Source organism: Paracidovorax anthurii (genome assembly GCF_003269065.1).
GTDB classification, from domain to species: domain Bacteria; phylum Pseudomonadota; class Gammaproteobacteria; order Burkholderiales; family Burkholderiaceae_C; genus Paracidovorax; species Paracidovorax anthurii.
Map to the genome: position 1 here is coordinate 17,013 of NZ_QLTA01000025.1, position 16,309 is coordinate 33,321.

13 protein-coding genes are annotated in these 16,309 nt (G+C 72.7%); 6 read left to right on the forward strand and 7 right to left on the reverse strand.

Translation table 11 applies throughout. The features are described from left to right. Window positions 1-766: 766 nt before the first annotated feature. From AX018_RS13400 to AX018_RS13410, 3 genes are read right to left on the reverse strand one after another with little or no spacing between them, the layout of a single operon-like run. Window positions 767-1,117 (reverse strand): cupin domain-containing protein, encoded by a 351-nt coding sequence (locus AX018_RS13400; protein WP_111877787.1) that lies wholly within the window; start codon window positions 1,115-1,117, stop codon window positions 767-769. Window positions 1,118-1,159: 42 nt separating this feature from the next. Further along, entirely contained in the window at window positions 1,160-2,374 is a 1,215-nt protein-coding gene (locus AX018_RS13405) for an amidohydrolase (protein WP_111877788.1), read from the reverse strand. Next, window positions 2,371-3,069, reverse strand: a complete 699-nt coding sequence (locus AX018_RS13410; protein ID WP_111877789.1) for an HAD-IA family hydrolase — start codon at window positions 3,067-3,069, stop codon at window positions 2,371-2,373. The genes AX018_RS13405 and AX018_RS13410 overlap by 4 nt, the downstream gene beginning before the upstream one ends. Window positions 3,070-3,354: 285 nt before the next feature. Here AX018_RS13410 and AX018_RS13415 point away from each other — a divergent pair, with 285 nt between their 5' ends. Continuing rightward, complete coding sequence (locus AX018_RS13415) at window positions 3,355-5,187, forward strand: hypothetical protein (RefSeq protein WP_111877790.1); 1,833 nt, start codon at window positions 3,355-3,357, stop codon at window positions 5,185-5,187. A gap of 81 nt (window positions 5,188-5,268) precedes the next feature. Here AX018_RS13415 and AX018_RS13420 read toward each other — a convergent pair whose 3' ends face one another. After that, window positions 5,269-6,684 carry a short-chain fatty acyl-CoA regulator family protein gene (locus AX018_RS13420; RefSeq protein WP_111877877.1) on the reverse strand — a complete coding sequence of 472 codons (1,416 nt, stop codon included), beginning with the start codon at window positions 6,682-6,684 and terminating at the stop codon, window positions 5,269-5,271. Window positions 6,685-6,807: 123 nt separating this feature from the next. On the opposite strand from AX018_RS13420, the gene AX018_RS13425 reads away from it, so the two are divergent. Genes AX018_RS13425 through prpF form a run of 4 tightly spaced genes read left to right on the forward strand, consistent with a single transcriptional unit; the run spans window position 6,808 to window position 12,258 of the window. Further along, a complete protein-coding gene (locus AX018_RS13425; RefSeq protein ID WP_111877791.1) occupies window positions 6,808-7,206 on the forward strand; it encodes an acyl-CoA thioesterase in 399 nt (132 codons plus the stop codon). Further along, window positions 7,203-8,387 carry a bifunctional 2-methylcitrate synthase/citrate synthase gene (prpC, locus tag AX018_RS13430; RefSeq protein WP_111877793.1) on the forward strand — a complete coding sequence of 395 codons (1,185 nt, stop codon included), beginning with the start codon at window positions 7,203-7,205 and terminating at the stop codon, window positions 8,385-8,387. The genes AX018_RS13425 and prpC overlap by 4 nt, the downstream gene beginning before the upstream one ends. A gap of 32 nt (window positions 8,388-8,419) precedes the next feature. Further along, complete coding sequence (gene acnD, locus AX018_RS13435) at window positions 8,420-11,074, forward strand: Fe/S-dependent 2-methylisocitrate dehydratase AcnD (protein ID WP_111877880.1); 2,655 nt, start codon at window positions 8,420-8,422, stop codon at window positions 11,072-11,074. Beyond that, window positions 11,071-12,258: a 2-methylaconitate cis-trans isomerase PrpF gene (gene prpF, locus AX018_RS13440; RefSeq protein WP_111877795.1), complete on the forward strand. Its 1,188-nt coding sequence runs from the start codon at window positions 11,071-11,073 to the stop codon at window positions 12,256-12,258. Before acnD ends, prpF begins: the two co-directional genes overlap by 4 nt. Before the next feature lie 68 nt (window positions 12,259-12,326). Here the strand turns inward: prpF and AX018_RS13445 are convergent, their stop codons facing one another. Continuing rightward, window positions 12,327-13,442, reverse strand: a complete 1,116-nt coding sequence (locus AX018_RS13445) for a PA0069 family radical SAM protein (RefSeq protein ID WP_111877797.1) — start codon at window positions 13,440-13,442, stop codon at window positions 12,327-12,329. A 148-nt stretch (window positions 13,443-13,590) separates the two neighbouring features. Here AX018_RS13445 and AX018_RS13450 point away from each other — a divergent pair, with 148 nt between their 5' ends. Next, window positions 13,591-14,145 carry a hypothetical protein gene (locus AX018_RS13450; RefSeq protein ID WP_245951546.1) on the forward strand — a complete coding sequence of 185 codons (555 nt, stop codon included), beginning with the start codon at window positions 13,591-13,593 and terminating at the stop codon, window positions 14,143-14,145. A 103-nt stretch (window positions 14,146-14,248) separates the two neighbouring features. Here AX018_RS13450 and AX018_RS13455 read toward each other — a convergent pair whose 3' ends face one another. Both AX018_RS13455 and AX018_RS13460 read right to left on the reverse strand, forming a co-directional pair. Next, a complete protein-coding gene (locus AX018_RS13455; RefSeq protein WP_111877799.1) occupies window positions 14,249-15,097 on the reverse strand; it encodes a citryl-CoA lyase in 849 nt (282 codons plus the stop codon). Beyond that, window positions 15,094-16,296: a CaiB/BaiF CoA transferase family protein gene (locus tag AX018_RS13460; protein ID WP_111877802.1), complete on the reverse strand. Its 1,203-nt coding sequence runs from the start codon at window positions 16,294-16,296 to the stop codon at window positions 15,094-15,096. Before AX018_RS13460 ends, AX018_RS13455 begins: the two co-directional genes overlap by 4 nt. Window positions 16,297-16,309: the final 13 nt, after the last annotated feature.

Below are 16,309 nucleotides of genomic sequence, written 5' to 3' on the forward strand. Positions count from 1 at the left end.
ACGTTCCGGGGCCGGGTCTCGGCCCGGCGGCCGAGTCACTTTCTTTCGCTTCGCCGAAAGAAAGTAACCAAAGAAAGGGCGACCCTGCTGTCTGCGACCCCTTCGCTGCGCTGCGGGGCAACCTGGGGTGCTCAGGCACGGGGTGCGCCGTGGAACTCGCTACGCGCTGCGCGCTTCGCTCGAACAACCCCGGCGAGCTAGACAACGAAGCGGGTGTGTCCTGCGGCACACCCGCCACCCCGCGCCCTGCGCGCCCCAGGCGCATCCAGAAGGGTGGGGAGCACACGGGCCATCGCTGCGCTCGGCCCCCGATGCGCGAGCGCTGCGCGCCGCGCACCAGGCCGAGCGAAGCAACGGCCCGTATCGCCTCAGGGCCGAGCGCAGCGATGGCCCGTATGGATGGAGGGCCGAGCAACGCGATGGCCCGTGTGGCAGCCTCCCTTCTGGATGCGCCGAGGAGCACAGGGCGCGGGGCGCGCGGATGTGCCGCAGGACACATCCGCTTCGTGATCTGACTGGCTGCGGTTGTCCGAGCGCAGCGCGCCAGCGCGTAGCGAGTTCCGCAGCCGCGCCCCGCGACCGAGCACCGCAGGTTGCCCGCAGCGAAGCGGAGGGACGCAGACAGTAGGGTCGCCTTTTCTTTGCCTACTTTCTTTTGGCGAAGCAAAAGAAAGTAGGTGCGCCGCCGGGCGCAATCCCGGCCCCGGAACTTAACCCACCAGCAACTACAAAAACAATAGCAAAGAACCCAACAAACACACCGACCTCACCCAAAAACCACAAACACCTTCCTCAACGTCTCCGTCACCTCCCACACCCCCCTCGTATCCTCCGGAAAAAACAACGTATCCCCCGCCCGGATCGCCCGCGCCTCCCCGCCCGTCGGCGTGAACGTGCAAGCCCCCGACAGGATGTGCATCACCTCCGCCTGCACCAGTTGCCGCTCGAACTTCCCCGGCGTGCACTCCCAGATCCCCGTCTTGCTCTCCCCCGCCCCGGACAGATCGACATCGATCCCGCTGAAGCGGCACGGCGGCGAGCTGAGGGGCCTGGCGGGCAGGCCCTGCTCTTCAAGGCCGGCGATGCTGACGGTCTGGCGAAGGATGGTGATGCTCATGGAAGCTCCCGGAACGGACGAACAGGACGGAACGAGGCGGAATCACGGCGCCGTGGCCAGCGCGCGCCGCGCCACCTCGCAGAACCAGCGCACCCCCAGCGGCAGGGCGTCGTCGTTGAAGTCGTAGCACGGGTGGTGCAGCGGGCGCTCGCCCTCGGGGCCGGGATCGGCGCGGCCCTGGCCGAGCCAGAGGTAGGCGCCGGGCCGGCGCTGGAGCATGAAGGCGAAATCCTCCGATGTAAAGGCCGGACGCGGCGCCACGCCGGCCTGCAGGCCGATGGCCGAAGCCGCCTCCAGCGCCAGCGCGGCCTCGGCGGCGGTGTTGACGGTGGCCGGGTAGTAGCGCGAATAGTCCACTGCCACCGCCGTGCCGCTCGCGAGCGCGATGCCCTCGCACGCGGCGCGCAGCGCGGCCTCGATGCGGTCCTGCGCCTCGGCGTCGAAGCTGCGCACGGTGCCGGTGATGCGCACCTCGGCCGGCAGCACGTTGTGGCTCTGCCCGCCCTCGATGCGCGTGACCGAGAGCACGGCCGATTCGCCCGGGTCGATGCGCCGCGCGACGATGGTGTTGAGCTGCGCGACGAGCTGGCTCGCCGCCAGGATGGCGTCGGGCGTGTGGTGCGGCTGCGCGGCATGGCCGCCGCGCCCGCGCACCGTGATGTCGAAGCGGTCGGCCGCCGCCATGATGGGCCCCGGGCGCGTGCGCGCCGCGCCCAGCGGCAGGTCGGGCCAGTTGTGCAGGGCATAGACGCTGTCGCACGGGAAGCGCTCGAACAGGCCGTCCTCGATCATGCGGCGCGCGCCGCCCTGGCCTTCCTCGGCGGGCTGGAAGATGAAATGCACCGTGCCATCAATGCCGCCCGCGCGCGCCAGCTGCCGGGCCGCGCCGATCAGCATGCTGGTGTGCCCGTCGTGCCCGCAGCCGTGGTGCGCGCCCGGGTGGCGGCTGGCGTGCGCCTGCCGGCCCAGCTCCACCATGGGCAGCGCGTCCATGTCGGCGCGCAGGCCCACGCTGCGCGGGCCGGTGCCGGCGCGCAGCGTGCCCACCACGCCCGTGCCGCCGAGGCCCTCGTGCACCTGCAGGCCCAGCAGGCGCAGCGACTGCGCCACGATGCCGGCGGTGCGCCGCTCCTGGTAGGCCAGCTCGGGGTGGGCGTGCAGATCGCGCCGCAGCGCGGCGAGATCGGGCAGCAGGTCGGCCACGGGCCGGGCGATGGCTTCCAGGCCCTCCAGGGCCTCGCGGCCCCCCAGGCTCATTGCCCGGCCTCCACGGCGTCGGCGAGCTGGGCCAGGGTGTGGAAGTGGTAGTCGGGCACGGTGTGCGCGGCCTCGATGGTGCCGCCCGAATCCTTCATGCCGTGGCGCCGCTCGATCCAGCAGCTCCGGATGCCCAGCTGCCGCGCGATGCCGATGTCGTGGTACTGGCTCTGCGCCACGTGCAGGTTGTCGGCCTGGCGAAAGCCCCAGGCGGCCTCGTAGCGGCCGCGCGCATAGGCGAAGTAGCGCGCATCGGGCTTCTCGCACAGCGCGTCGTCGGCCGAGAGCAGCAGGTCGAAGGGCGAGCCGAGCGTGCGGTCGAAATGCGCGAGCGCCCAGGCCTGGGCGTTGGTCATGGTCACCAGCTTGAAGTGCCGGCGCAGGCGCTGCAGCGCCTCGGGCGCGTCGGGGAAGGCGGGCCAGCGCGGCACCGAATCGCGGAAACCCTGCGCCAGCGCGTCGCTGTCCGGCAGCCCGAGCTGCGGCGCGATCACGTGCCAGCAGCGCACGAGGTCGTCGGGGTAGGCATCGGTGTCACCGCTCTTCCTCGCCGCGCGGTAGGCCGCGAGGAAGGCCTCGTCGGTCACGGGCGAGCCGGGCACGGCCTCGCGCAGGTATGCCAGCATGCCGCCCTCGAAATCGATGAGGGTGCCGACGACGTCGAAGGTGAGGACTTTGAAGTCACGCAGGGCCATGGGTGAAAAACTCCTGAAGGGGACGAGGAAGGCGCGGCATGCGCGCACGCCCCGAGCTTAGGAATTTCCGCGGCCCGCGCGCCGCCGAAACACGCGGCGCAACCGCAGCACATTGCGTTTTCGCGGCGGGGGCCGCAGATTGTTCTCGCGCCGGGGGCGGCCGCGCGCCCGGGGCCGGCGGCTTCGCATTCCCGCCCATGGCTTCGGACGGCCACCAGCATTCCAGAACACTTACACGAGGATCAGTAAAGCCCCCACGCCCCACCCCAGATTCAGAGCACGACCATGCAGTTCCAGATCGGCCGATTCTTTCGCACCCACCGCGGCGAGACCTCCGCCGGCTCCAGCTCCGGTTCGGGCCCGGGCACCCGCCCGGGTTCGCGCTCCTCCGCGGCCAGCGACGCGGGACGGCTGTCGGCCCTCCGGTCCCGGAACACCGGCTTGGGCAGCCCCCGCGCCATGCCGCCCCGGCAGGCGGCACCAAGTGGCGCGGACGCGCACCGGCAGGAAGACATCAAGGCGGCCATCGCCCACATGCGCGGCCGCGACGAACCGCAGCACGTCGTCCGGTCCCGGAACACCGGCTCTGGCAACCCCAGCGCCATGCCGCCCCGGCAGGCGGCACCAAGCGACGCGGACGCGCACCGGCAGGAAGACATCCAGGCGGCCATCGCCCACATGCACGGCCGCGACGAACCGCAGCATGTCGGCTCCCCACGACAGCAGGCCGTCCCAGGACACGCCCCAGCCGCCGGCACGCAGATGCAGCCCTCCGGGGTGGTGCCGGACACCACCACGGAGCCGCGCACGCCACCCGCCCCCGACGTGGTGCCCACGTCGTCGCCGCAGGAGAGCCATGGCATGGAGGACGACTTCGACATCGACTCCATGGACGACGACAACATCGAGGCCATCATCGATTCGCTGCGCGTCCCCGGCGGGGAGTCCACACCGATCAGCGGGGAAACCAGCGCCGCGATCACGTCGCGGCGCAGCGACACCTTCGCCCTGGGCCGGAATGCGCCCCAAGGCGGCGACAGCTTCGCACGGGACCGCGAGGCACTGCCCCCCTTCCAACCGACACTCACAACGATCCCGGAAGAACCCGCGGAAGGTGCCTCCCCCATGCATCCGTCCATCCGGGATGCCTTCCAAGCGGGAGACGCGGAAAACGCGAAAGATCGCCGGGAAGACCAGCGGGACGTCCTGCTGGGCGCCGGATTGAGCAACCAGGAAATCGCCATCGCCCGCCACCTGGCCTCGGGCCGCGAGCACCCCGCCATCGAGGAATCGGGCGCTTCGATCAACGCATACAGAAAGGACCGACTGCCCCCGCTGCGCGAGCCTGCCTTCCACGCCCGCCGCCCGCAGCAAACCGATGCCGCCGAGACCCGGCCCCAGGGCAACCCCGCGCAGGAAACCAGCCAACCGGCGCCGTACCAGCACTACGTGATGAGGCAGCGGCTCTCGGAAGAGAATCCCGAGGAAGTCGCGAGAATGGCCGGCCTGGACCAACTGCGGATATCGGACGGAGAGCCAGACCCCGTCCATGACCTGGCATCCGTCCGGGAGCACCCCGCCAACGGGGAGACGGATGCCTCGATGCTGAAGTACGACAGGCAAGGGCTGCCCCCGCTGCGCGACGCTCCCCTCTCCGCAGCCCAGCCACGGCAACTCGGAGCCGAGGCCTCTGCGCAGCCAGGCGGAGCCGAGACCACGTTGCCCGCGCCATCCGGACAGCCGGCCCCTGCCGCGTCGTCATCCAACGACGACTTCCAGGAGGCGCGCGATTTTCTCTCCATCCCCTCCGCGACGTCGGAAGGCAGCGCGCAACAGGAAACTACCCCCCGGCTAGCCCCGCGCGGGGCGCCAACGAGACCGCGCCGCTGCAGAGCCAGCAATCCATGCTGCACCGGTGGCTCTCCGAGCAGAACGATGAAGAGGCCGCAGCCGCAGCTGCGGCCGTGGCCACGGCCGCGGCCAACGACCTGGCCCGGCAGCGCAACCAGGCGGGGCAGCGGCCCGCCGAGCCGGAGTCGTCTCTCCAGGCCCCGGGTAACCCGCATGCCGAACGCCCCCGGGGAAAGAGCTACCTGTCGCGGTTCCTGGACACGGTGACCCGCAGAAATCGCTGACGCGGCGTGCCGGGCGCATTCCCCGCGGCCCGCCCCCCGCGCATGCGGCGGTTCACTGCGCCCATCACACCCCGGCCGCCCCATAGGGCGTGAAGCGGCTCAGGTTCTCGTCCACGTCCAGCGCGCGCCCGATGAACGGGAAGGCGCGCTGCGGGCACTGCGTGCGCTCGCAGACCTTGCAGCCCATGCCGATGGGCGTGGCCGCGCCCGGGTCGCGCAGGTCCAGGCCCTTGGCATAGACCAGGCGCGGCGCGTGGCGGATGTCGCAGCCCAGGCCGATGGAGAAGGTCTTGCGCGGGGCGCCGTACCCGCCCTGGCCGCGCGACACGGTGCGGGCGATCCACAGGTAGGCGCGCCCGTCGGGCATGCTCGCGAGCTGCGGCAGGATGCGCCCGGGCTGGGCGAATGCCTCGTACACGTTCCACAGCGGGCAGGTGCCGCCGGTGCGGCTGAAGTGGAAGTGGGTGGCCGACTGGCGCTTGGAGATGTTGCCAGCGCGGTCCACGCGCACGAAGAAGAACGGCACCCCCGGCGCCCCGGGCCGCTGCAGCGTGCTCAGGCGGTGGCACACGGTCTCGAAGCCCACGCCGAAGCGCTGGCCCAGCAGTTCGATGTCGTAGCCCAGGCCCTCGGCGGCCTCCAGGAAGCGGCCGTAGGGCAGCAGCAGCGCGCCCGCGAAATAGTTGGCCAGGCCGATGCGGGCCAGCCGCGTGGAGGCCGCGTCGCCGCGCAGGGGCACCGCGTCGGTGAGCGATTGCAGGGCCTCGCCCAGCTCCAGCAGGGCCAGTTGGGTGGCCATCTGGAACCCCCGCTGCGCGGCGTCCAGCGTGGCGCGCAGCCGCAGGGTGCGCGTGGCGGGGTCGTAGTGCCGCTGGCCGTCCTCCGCGCCGCCGGCCACCGCCAGGTGCACCCCGTGCCGCTCCCGCAGGCGCCGCGCCAGCCAGTCCGCCAGCGCCGCGCCGCCCGCGCCCGCCTCCCCGGCCAGCGCTTCGGCCGCGCGGTCGATGCCGTCGAAATGGTTCCGGTGGGCGAAGAAGAAGTCCCGCACCGCCTCGTAGGGCATGGCATGCCCGGGCTGCGCGCCGGCGCGGTCGTCGCCCACCCGCAGGGCCATGGCCTCCAGGCGCGCCGCCGTCTCCGCGTGCCGGCGGTGCAGCGCGACCAGCGCGCGCCCCAGCGACGGCATCTGCGCGGCCAGCTCCTGCAGCTCGGGCAGGGCGACGGGCTCGGGCGCGTCGGCCAGCGCCTCGCGCAGGGCGGCCACCAGCCGGGCCTCCTCGTCCTCCGAGAACTGCTGCACATCGACGCCCAGCGCCTGGTGGAGCCTGAGCAGCACCGCCACGGTGAGGGGCCGCTGGTTCTGCTCCAGCTGGTTGAGGTAGCTGGGCGAGAGGCCCAGCGCGTGCGCCATGGCCACCTGCGAGAGGCCGCGCTCGGCCCGCAGGCTGCGCAGGCGCACGCCCATGAAGATCTTCTTCACCACGGCCCTCCCAGCCCCTGCCCCAAGGCATTCGCAAAATTCGCAAATTCACGCTTCCAGCTTCGCAAGGATTCGCCCTTTCAGTGCTTCCCGGTGGCGCATTCTCTGCGTAAATTGCGAAGCATGGCAACGCTCCACGGCACCCTTGAATCGCATGCGCTGGTCCTGCCCGCGCAGGCCAACCACCGCGGCACGCTGTTCGCCGGCCACGGCCTGCAGTGGATGAGCCAGGCCGCGTTCCTCGCCGCGCGCGGCCGCGCCGGGCGGGAGGTGGTGATGGCCGGCGTGACCGGGGTGCGGTTCATCGCGCCGGTGCCGGTGGGCCGCCAGCTCACGCTGCGCGCCCGGGTGAGCCGCGTGGGACGCACCTCGATGACCGTGTGCGTGACCGGGCTGTCCACCGGGCCCGGCGGCGCGTGCGAGGAGGCCCTCTCGGGCGTCTTCGAGATGGTTGCCGTGGACGCGGCCGGGCGCCCCGCCGCCATCGATCCCTCTCCCCAGCCCCAGGAAACCACCGCATGACCTCCGCCACGCCCACCGCCCTCGCCCCCGCCGAAGCCCCCGCGGCCGGCTTCCGGCCCAAGAAGTCCGTCGCGCTCTCGGGCGTGGCGGCCGGCAACACCGCGCTGTGCACCGTCGGCCGCACGGGCAACGACCTGCACTACCGCGGCTACGACATCCTGGACATCGCCGAGGTCTGCGAGTTCGAGGAGATCGCCCACCTGCTGGTGCACGGCAAGCTGCCCACGCGCGCCGAACTCAAGGCCTACAAGGCCCGGCTGCGGGCCCTGCGCGGCCTGCCGGCCAGCGCCCGCGAGGCGCTGGAGCGCCTGCCCGCCGGCGCGCACCCGATGGACGTGATGCGCACCGGCGTCTCGGCCCTGGGCTGCATCCTGCCCGAGAAGGAGGGCCACGCCCCCGCCGGCGCGCGCGACATCGCCGACCGGCTGCTGGCCTCGCTCGGCTCCATGCTGCTGTACTGGCACCACTGGAGCGCGCACGGCCGGCGCATCGAGGTCGATACCGACGACGACTCCATCGGCGGCCATTTCCTGCACCTGCTCCATGGCGCGGCGCCCTCCCCGGCCTGGGTGCGCGCGATGCACACGTCCCTGAACCTCTATGCCGAGCACGAGTTCAACGCCTCCACCTTCGCGGCGCGCGTGATCGCCGGCACCGGCAGCGACATGTATTCGGCGATCGCCGGCGCCATCGGCGCGCTGCGCGGCCCCAAGCACGGCGGCGCCAACGAGGTGGCCTTCGAGATCCAGAAGCGCTACGACTCGCCCGACGAGGCCGAGGCCGACATCCGCCGCCGCGTGGAAGCCCGCGAGGTGGTGATCGGCTTCGGCCACCCGGTCTATACCGTGAGCGATCCGCGCAACGCCGTCATCAAGGGCGTGGCCCGGCGGCTGTCCGAAGAGGCGGGCTCCACCCGGATGTTCGACATCGCCGAGCGGCTGGAAACCGTGATGTGGGACGCCCGCAGGATGTTCCCCAACCTCGACTGGTTCAGCGCCGTGAGCTACCACATGATGGGCGTGCCCACCGCGATGTTCACGCCGCTCTTCGTGATCGCGCGCACCAGCGGCTGGGCCGCGCACGTGATCGAGCAGCGCCTGGACAACAAGATCATCCGCCCCAGCGCGAACTACACCGGCCCGCAGGAGCGGCGGTTCGTGCCCATCGAGCAGCGCGGCTGAACGCCGCCGGCCCCCCCGCCTCCATGGCCGCCATGCACCACCACCCCCACCGCAAGCCGCTCCCGGGCACCGCCCTCGACTACATCGACGCCCGCGCGGCCGTCGAGGCCCTGCGCCCCGGCGCCTGGGACCGCCTGCCCTACACCGCCCGCGTGCACGCGGAGAACATCGTGCGCCGCTGCGATCCGGCGCTGCGGGACGAATGCCTGGCGCAGATCGCCGAGGGCCGCCGCGACCGGGATTTCCCGTGGTTTCCGGCGCGGGTGGTGTGCCACGACATCCTGGGGCTCACGGCCCTGGTGGACCTGGCCGGGCTGCGCGACGCCATCGCCGATGCCGGCGGCGACCCGGCGTGCGTGAACCCCGTGGTGCCGGTGCAGCTGGTGGTGGACCACTCGCTGGCCGTGGAGCACGGCGGCGCCGACCCCGGCGCCTTCGCGGGCAACCGCGCGATCGAGGACCGGCGCAACGCGGACCGCTTCCACTTCATCGACTGGGCCCGGCGCGCCTTCGAAAACGTGGACGTGATCCCGCCGGGCAACGGCATCATGCACCAGATCAACCTGGAGAAAATGTCGCCCGTGGTGTGCGTGCGCGACGGCCTGGCCTTCCCCGACACCTGCGTGGGCACCGACAGCCACACGCCGCACGTGGACGCGCTGGGCGTGATCGCCGTGGGCGTGGGCGGCCTGGAGGCCGAGAGCGTGATGCTGGGCCACGCCTCGTGGATGCGGCTGCCCGAGATCGTGGGCGTGGAGCTGACCGGCCGGCCCGGGCCCGGCGTCACGGCGACCGACGTCGTGCTGGCGCTGACCGAGTTCCTGCGCGCGCGGAAGGTGGTGGGCGCCTACCTGGAGTTCTTCGGCGAGGGCGCGCGCGGCCTGACCGTGGGCGACCGCGCGACCATCGCCAACATGTGCCCCGAATACGGCGCCACCGCCGCCCTGTTCCCCATCGACGCGCAGACGCTGGACTACCTGCGGCTCACGGGCCGCGAGCCCGCGCAGGTGCGGCTGGTGGAGGCCTACGCCCGCACGGCCGGCCTCTGGGCCGATGCGCTCGCGCGCGCCGAATACGGGCGCGTGCTGGCCTTCGACCTCTCCAGCGCCTCGCGCTGCCTGGCGGGGCCCTCCAGCCCGCACCGGCGCGTGCCCACGGCCGAGCTGGCCGCGCACGGCATCGCCACCGGCCCGGACGCGGGCATGGCCCGGCCGCCGGAGGCCGGGGGCCCGATGCCCGACGGCGCGGTGATCATCGCGGCCATCACCAGTTGCACCAACACCAGCAACCCGCGCAACGTGATCGCCGCCGGCCTGCTGGCGCGCAACGCCCGCCGGCTGGGCCTCGCGCGCAAGCCCTGGGTGAAATCCTCCCTCGCCCCCGGCTCCCGCACGGTGGAGCTGTACCTGCGCGAGGCCGGCCTGCTGGGCGATCTGGAGGCCCTGGGCTTCGGCATCGTGGGCTTCGCCTGCACCACCTGCAACGGCATGTCGGGCGCGCTCGACCCGGCCATCGAGCGGGAGATCGCGCAGCGGGGCCTCGCCACCGCCGCCGTGCTCTCGGGCAACCGCAACTTCGACGGCCGCATCCACCCCCACGCGCGGCAGGCCTTCCTGGCCTCGCCACCGCTGGTGGTGGCCTATGCCATCGCCGGCACGGTGCGCCTGGACATCGAACGCGGCGTGCTGGGCGTGGCGGGCGGCCGCGAGATCCGCCTGCGCGACCTCTGGCCCGAAGACGAAGAGATCGACGCCATCGTGGCGCGCTGCGTGCAGCCGGAGATGTTCCACGCGGTGTACGGCCCCATGTTCGCCCCGCGCGGCGCACGGCAGGCGCCGGTGGCCGCGCGCTACGCCTGGCGCCCGGCCTCCACCTACATCCGCCGCCCGCCCTACTGGGACACCGAGGGCCCGGGCGCGCTGGCGGCGCATCCGCGCACGCTGCGGGGCATGCGCCCGCTCGCCATCCTGCCCGACAACGTCACCACCGACCACCTCTCGCCCTCCAACGCCATCCTCGCGGATTCCGCCGCCGGGCAATACCTCGCCCGCATGGGGCTGCCGCAGGAGGACTTCAACGCCTACGCCACGCACCGCGGCGACCACCTCACCGCCATGCGCGCCACCTTCGCCAACCCCACGCTGATGAACGAGATGGTGCGCGGGCCGGACGGCCGCGTGGTGGCCGGATCGCTCGCGCGCGTGGAGCCCGGCGGCCAGGTCATGCGCATGTGGGAAGCCATCGAGGCCTACCTGGGCCGCCGCCAGCCGCTGATCGTCATCGCCGGCGCCGACTACGGCCAGGGCTCCTCGCGCGACTGGGCGGCCAAGGGCGTGCGCCTGGCCGGCGTGGAGGCCGTGGCGGCCGAGGGCTTCGAGCGCATCCACCGCACCAACCTGATCGGCATGGGCGTGCTGCCGCTGGAGTTCCCGCCCGGCACCACCCGCCACACCCTGGGCCTGGACGGCACGGAAACCTACGATGTGCTCGGCACCCCCGCCCCGCGCGCCGCGCTGGTCCTGCGCATCCACCGCGCGGGCGGCGATGCGCTGCACGTGCCCGTGGCCTGCCGGCTCGACACCGCCGAGGAAGCGGCCATCCACGAGGCCGGCGGCGTGCTGCAGCGCTTCGCGCGGGACTTTCTCGCCGGCCCCTCCGGCACCGACCGATCCCTCCACCACCCATGACCTCCGCAATTCCACCCCTGCGCATCCCCGCCACCTACCTGCGCGGCGGCACCAGCAAGGGCGTTTTCTTCCGCCTGCAGGACCTGCCCGGGGCGGCCCGCGTGCCCGGCCCGGCGCGCGACCGGCTGCTGCTGCGCGTGCTCGGCAGCCCCGACCCCTACGGCCAGCAGATCGACGGCATGGGCGGTGGCACCTCGTCCACCTCCAAGGCCGTGATCGTCTCGCCCTCGGAGCGGCCCGGGCACGACGTGGACTACCTGTTCGGCCAGGTCTCCATCGACGGCGCCTTCGTGGACTGGTCGGGCAACTGCGGCAACCTCTCGGCCGCCGTGGGCCCCTTCGCGATCGCCGGCGGCCTGCTGCCGGCCGGCCGCGTGCCCGAGGACGGCACGTGCACGGTGCGCATCTGGCAGGCCAACACCGCGAGGACCATCGTCGCCCACGTGCCGATGGCCGCGGGCCGGGTGCGCGAGGCGGGCGACTTCGCGCTCGACGGCGTGGCCTTTCCCGCCGCCGAGGTGGCGCTGGAATTCCTCGGGGCCGGCGAGGACGGCGGCGGCGCCATGTTCCCCACCGGCCACGTCGCGGAAGACCTGCACGTTCCCGGCATGGGCACCCTGCGGGCCACGCTGATCCAGTCGGGCATCCCCACCATCTTCGTCAACGCCGCGGACCTGGGCCTCGCGGGCACCGAGGGGCAGGCCGCGGTCAACGGCGACCCGCGCCTGCTGGAGCGCCTGGAGGCCGTCCGCGCCCACGGCGCGCTGCGCATGGGCCTGGTCCGCGACCCGGGCGAGGCCGCCACGCGCCAGCACACCCCCAAGATCGCCTTCGTCGCCCCGCCCGCCGACTTCACCGCCGCCGGCGGCAAGGCAGTGCGCGCGGCCGACGTGGACCTGCTGGTGCGCGCGGTGTCCATGGGCCGGCTGCACCACGCGATGATGGGCACGGCGGCCGTGGCCATCGCCACCGCCGCCGCGGTCCCCGGCACCCTGGTCCACCAAGCGGCGGGCGGCGGCGGCGCGCGCGGGGCCGTGCGCTTCGGCCACCCCTCCGGCATCCTGCGCGCGGGGGCCGAGGTGCGGCGGGACGGCGACCAGTGGGTCGTGACACGGGCCCTGATGAGCCGCAGCGCGCGCGTGCTGATGGAGGGCTGGGTGCGCGTGCCAGGCGACACCCTCTGATCCGGAGGCCATCCATGGCATCCGCCCGCAAGCCACTGCGCACGCGGCAGTAGCGCCGCCGCTGGCCGTCAGAACAGGCTGGCCTGCCCGCGCGCCAGCCCCGGCCGGAACTGCGACATGTCCAACTCGGTGCGCTGGCGGTTCAGCCCCAGACGCTTGCACGCCGCCATGAAGCGCTGGCGCAGCAGGTCGGCCCAGAGGCCCGAGCCCTTCATGCGCGTGGCGAAACGGCTGTCGTAGGTACGCCCGGCCGCGCGCGCTTCGGCGCTCAGGCCGTGCAGGTCCTGGATGCGCGCCATCACGCGCGCGGCGCGCTGCGGGTAGTGCAGCTCCAGCCATTCGCGCATCAGGCCGTCCAGCTCCCAGGGCAGGCGGATGACGGTGTAGAAGGCCGAGGTGGCACCCGCGTCGCGCGCGGCTTCCAGCACCTGCTCCATGTCCTCGGTGATGAAGGGGATCTGCGGCGCCACGCTCACGCCCACCGGGATGCCCGCCTCGGCCAGCGCGCGGATGGTGCGCAGCCGCCGGTGCGGCGCGGCCGCGCGCGGCTCCAGGCGGCGCGCCAGGGCCGCGTCGAGCGTGGTGACGGTGACGTAGGCGGCGGCCAGCCGGTCGCGCGCGAGCGGCGCGAGCAGGTCGATGTCGCGCTCCACGCCGCTCGACTTGGTGATGAGCGAGAACGGGTGGCGCGCGTCGCGCAGCACCTCGATCACCGCGCGCGTGAGCCCCAGCTCGCGCTCCACGGGCTGGTAGCAGTCGGTGGCCGAGCCCACGTTGAGCAGGTGCGGCACGTGGCCGGGGCGGGCCAGCTCCGCGCGCAGCACCTCGGCGATGTTGTACTTGGCGATGATGCGCGTCTCGAAATCCAGCCCCGGCGAGAGGTTGAGGTAGCTGTGCGTGGGCCGCGCGTAGCAGTAGACGCAGCCGTGCTCGCAGCCCCGGTAGGGGTTGACGGAATGGTCGAAGAAGATGTCGGGCGAGTCGTTGGCGCAGATCGCGCTGCGCGCGGTCTCGGGAATCACCTGCGTGGCCGGGGGTGCCGGGGCATCGGCCACGCCGCCCGCCCCGGGATCGCCCCAGCCGTCGTCGAACGCGCCGCGCGCGTCGCGCATGAAGCGGTGCGGCGTGCGCGCCGCCGCGCCCCGGCCCTTGATGGCCTGGAGCGGAACGATGGCTTCGGGCATGGAGCGTGCCTTTCGATGAAAACTGTATGAATATACAGCCATCGGGAATACACTCGGTGCTGCGCGAGATTTCGCTCCGTGGCACAGTGCATCTCTGCCGCACCGCACGCGCCCGGCCCTCCGCGCAGAACCGTCCAGCCCGCCGACCATGACACCGCCCTCCACCGCCGCCATCTCCCCGCCCCAGGCCCCCGAAACGGAGCCCGGCGCCGCCTCCGCGCAGCCCGCGCCCGCGGCCCCCCGGAGCCGGTGCGCCGCCACCCGCCGCTGGGGCCGGGGCGACTGGACGCCCGAGTGGTTCTGCGCCTTCCTCGCGGGCAACCAGCGCGAGCAGAGCCGCTTCCGCAAGGAGCTGGCCACCATGCGCGGCTCGGTCGCCTGGCTTCTGCGCCAGCGCCGCCAGGGCCGCTGGAGCGCCGAGGAGCGCGAGCGCCTGCGCGACGTGATGCGCTCGGCCTCCTCCGTGAGCCCCTACCTGCTGGTGTGGGCGGTTCCCGGCTCCATGCTGCTGCTGCCCTTCATGGCCTGGTTCATCGACCGGCGCCGCAGCGCCCGCGAGCGCGCCGCCCTGGCCGTCGTCCTGCCCGCCGAAGGCCTGCCCGCGCTGGCCGTGCTGCCGGTGCCTTCCGGCGCCGAAAGACCGCCCCGGGCGCTCCAGCCCGAGCCGCCCGCCGAGTCCGCCAACCCGCACGGCGGCCGCTGACGCCAGGCCGTGCACGCGGCCTAGCGCGAAGGCGGCCCCCCCGGCGAAAGAAAGGCCTCACGGAAAGCAGCCTGGCCGCTGAAGATACGGGCCAGCGTGACCGTCAGCGCACCGGCTCGTCGGGCACCGCCCGCTGGGGCGGGCCGTCGTAGCTCCAGAGGTATTCGCGGGGGATGGGCCCCTTGTTCCGCCCTCCCTGCTGCGTCTGCTCCCAGGCGTGCGCGAGGATACCCACCGAGCGCGACAGGCAGAAAAGCCCCCGCGCCAGCGGCGCGGGAAAACCAAGTTCGGCATAGATGACGGCCGTCGCGCCATCGATGTTCATGGGGATGCGCCGGCCCGACTTCCTCGCGGCCAGCTCCTCCTCCACCGCGCGCGCGATGCGCGCGAAGCGGCCCGTGACGTGGCCCGCCGACGCCGCCTGATCGACCAGCTCCAGCAGGCGGGGCGCACGCGGATCGAGGGGATGGAAGCGGTGCCCGAACCCCGAGACGAACTTGCCGTGGCGTGCGATGGCCGCGTCGAGCCCGGAGCGCACCGCGCAGGCCTCGTCCTCGCCGCCGTCGATCCGGCCCGCGATGTCCAGGTACATCTCCACGGCCTGCTCCCCGGCGCCACCGTGCACGTCGCCCAGCACGTTCAGGGCCGAGGCCATCGCGTTGTTGAGCCCGACGCCGCAGGTGGCCGCCATCCGGGCGATACCGATGCTGGGCGCCTGGGGCCCGTGGTCCACGGCGGAGACGAGCGCCGCATCCAGCAGCCGCGCCTGCGCCGGGCCCGGCAGCTCGCCGCGCGTCATCAGCCAGACCATCTGGGCGAAGCCGATCCGCCCGATGAGCTCTTCGATGGGGTAGCCGCGATAGCGGATCTCTCCCGGGGCCATGTCGATGATGGAAGTGCGCCACCAGTCGCGCACGCCCTGGCGGACTTCTTCGGGGGTTTTCGTGGTCATACGGCCTGCTCCTGTTTCAGGGTGTCGATCTCCTGCGCATCGAAGCCCAGCTCCGCGAGGATCGCCTCCGTGTGCTGCCCGAGCTCGGGCGGGGGCGAGTCCACCGAAGGCGCCTCGCCGTTGAGCTTGAAGCCCGAGCGCACCAGCCGCACGTCGCGGCCCACGCCGGGCACGTTGCCGTAGGTGGCCACCATGCCGCGCGTGGCGATCTGCGGCGTCTGCAGCACCTGGGGCACCGAATACACGGGGCCGGCCGGCACGCCGGCCGCGTTGAACGCCTGCCACCAGTCCTCCGTGGAGCGGCCCCGCATGGCCTCCTCCAGCAGCGCGGTGAGTTCCGCCCGGTGCCTGAGCCGCGCGAAGCGATCCGAGAACCGCGCGTCCGTGGTCCATTCCGGATGCCCGACCACGTTGCAGACCTGCTCGAACTGCTCCTGCTTGTTGGCGGCGATGTTGATCAGGCCGTCGCCGGTCCTGAAGGTGCCCGACGGGCTGGCGGTCACGTTGTCGTTGCCCATCGGCACAGGCTCGCGCCCCGCCACGAGATAGTTCGACACGGCCCAGCCCATGGTGGCCATCGTGGCCTCCAGCATCGACACGTCGATGAAGACGCCTTCGATGCGCTGCGTGTCCGCCAATGCGGCCGCGACGGCGAACGCGGCCGTCATCCCGCCGATCGTGTCCGCCACGGGATAGCCCACGCGCAAGGGCGCGGAGGCCTCGTTGCCGGTGATGCTCATGACCCCCGACATGCCCTGGATGATCTGGTCGTACGCGGGCAGGTCGCGCAGCGGACCGGTCTGGCCGTACCCCGAGATGGCGCAGTAGATGAGGCGCGGGTTGTCCTTGAGCAGCTCGGAGTAGCCCACCCCCAGGCGGTCCATCACGCCGGGGCGGAAGTTCTCGACGACCACATGGGCGGTCTTCACCAGCCTGCGGAACACCTCCTTGGCGCGCGCGTTCTTGAGGTTCAGCGTGAGGGAGCGCTTGCCGGGGTTCTGCGCCAGGAACGACACGCCCATGTTGCGGCGGTTCAGCTCCACGTCGGCGCCCAGCTGGCGCGCCAGATCGCCGGTCAGGCGGGCCTCGACCTTGATCACGTCCGCGCCCATGTGCGCCAGCTGGTGGCAACAGAACGGGCCCGCGAGCACGTTGGTGAGGTCGAGGACGCGCACGCCCTCCAGGGGTTTGATGGCCATTCGCTGCTTTCCC